The organism is Bacillus sp. AFS098217, assembly GCF_002551815.1.
Taxonomy (GTDB): domain Bacteria; phylum Bacillota; class Bacilli; order Bacillales; family Bacillaceae_G; genus Bacillus_A.
This window is the reverse complement of record NZ_NVPR01000133.1, coordinates 1-1,475: the sequence shown is the minus strand read 5'-3', so window position 1 is coordinate 1,475 and position 1,475 is coordinate 1. Positions and strand designations below refer to the sequence as shown.

Here is a 1,475-nt window from a genome sequence, read left to right as displayed (position 1 = left end):
TGTGTTAACTCCACTGACGTTAATCGTCCGTTAGGTCGAAACGTTAGAAACCCCCACTTCAAGCTTTGCTAAGTGGGGGAGTATTCATACGATATGATAAAATGAAGAATAGTTCATCAGAAGGAGAGAAGAGAAATGAGCGTAACAGAACATAAAAAACAAGCGCCAAAAGAAGTACGCTGTAAAATTATCACAATCTCTGATACACGTACAGAAGAAACAGATAAGAGTGGTAAGTTATTAAAAGAACTATTAATAGAAGCAGGGCATAAGGTGACAGCTTATGAAATTGTGAAAGATGATAAAGAAAGCATTCAGCAAGCTGTATTATCTGGCTATCATCAAGAGGATGTTGATGTTGTATTAACAAACGGAGGAACAGGTATTACAAAGCGTGATGTGACGATTGAAGCTGTTTCGGTATTATTAGATAAAGAAATCGTTGGTTTTGGTGAGTTGTTTCGTATGATTAGTTACTTAGAGGATATCGGAAGCGCAGCGATGTTAAGTCGAGCAATTGGGGGAACAATTGGCAGAAAAGTTGTTTTTTCAATGCCGGGTTCTAGCGGAGCCGTTCGTCTTGCGATGAATAAATTGATTTTACCAGAGCTAGGACACATTACATTTGAGTTGTACCGTCAATGATGAAAAAAATAGCTGGCATTGTATTAGCAGGTGGTATGTCGAGACGTTTTGGGGAGCCGAAAGCATTGGCAAATTGGCAAGGGCGTACTTTTATCGAACAGATCCTTAAGGTGATGAAGACTACCATCCAAGATGTAGTTGTGATTACTCATCCTGATATAAAAGAAAGACTGGTTACTTTAGTTGAAGCTCCTGTTATAGAAGACATTCCTTCTTACCGTGGGAATGGTCCACTTGCTGGAATTGTATCAGGAATGGAACAAATTAAGGCGGAGTGGTATATCGTTTCTCCTTGTGATACGCCAAATGTTTCAAGTGAGTGGACTACGGAATTAGTAGGGCAAATGAGTGATGACTATGAGGCGATTGTTCCAATTATAGATGGAAGGAAACAGCCATTATTAGCGGCGTATCACTGGAGTGTGAAAGAGAAAATCTATACACTGCTAGAGGAAGACAAACGAAGCATGGGACAACTTTTATCACAGTGTAACGTAAAGTATGTGATAGGAGAAGAAATAAATATGCCAAAAGAATGGTTCGTGAATGTGAATACGAAAGAAGAATATATACAGTTGCATAAAAAAGGAGCTGAGTAGTTCCAGCGCCATCAAGTTAAGAAATATATTCTTTCCCAAAACAATATTTACAGTAATTTATGAGGAGTAAACACCCTTCCGCCACATGATAATTCACTTTTGAAAATTGATAAAGAAATTTAATGAGCGGTTATATCAATATGCTAGTGTAAAGATTAAAAGTGTGATATCAGCTAAATGTTTACAAATCTAAATTTTGAAATATAATAAATTTAGAGTGAAAAAATACAG

The 1,475-nt window shown here is 37.2% G+C and carries 2 protein-coding genes; both read left to right on the top strand.

Going from position 1 to position 1,475, the window contains the following annotated elements; all coding sequences use genetic code 11:
* Positions 1-135: 135 nt before the first annotated feature.
* Positions 136-645: a MogA/MoaB family molybdenum cofactor biosynthesis protein gene (locus COO03_RS23620; RefSeq protein ID WP_097899439.1), complete on the top strand. Its 510-nt coding sequence runs from the start codon at positions 136-138 to the stop codon at positions 643-645.
* Positions 645-1,244: a molybdenum cofactor guanylyltransferase gene (locus COO03_RS23615; protein ID WP_097899440.1), complete on the top strand. Its 600-nt coding sequence runs from the start codon at positions 645-647 to the stop codon at positions 1,242-1,244. The genes COO03_RS23620 and COO03_RS23615 overlap by 1 nt, the downstream gene beginning before the upstream one ends.
* Positions 1,245-1,475 lie beyond the last annotated feature (231 nt).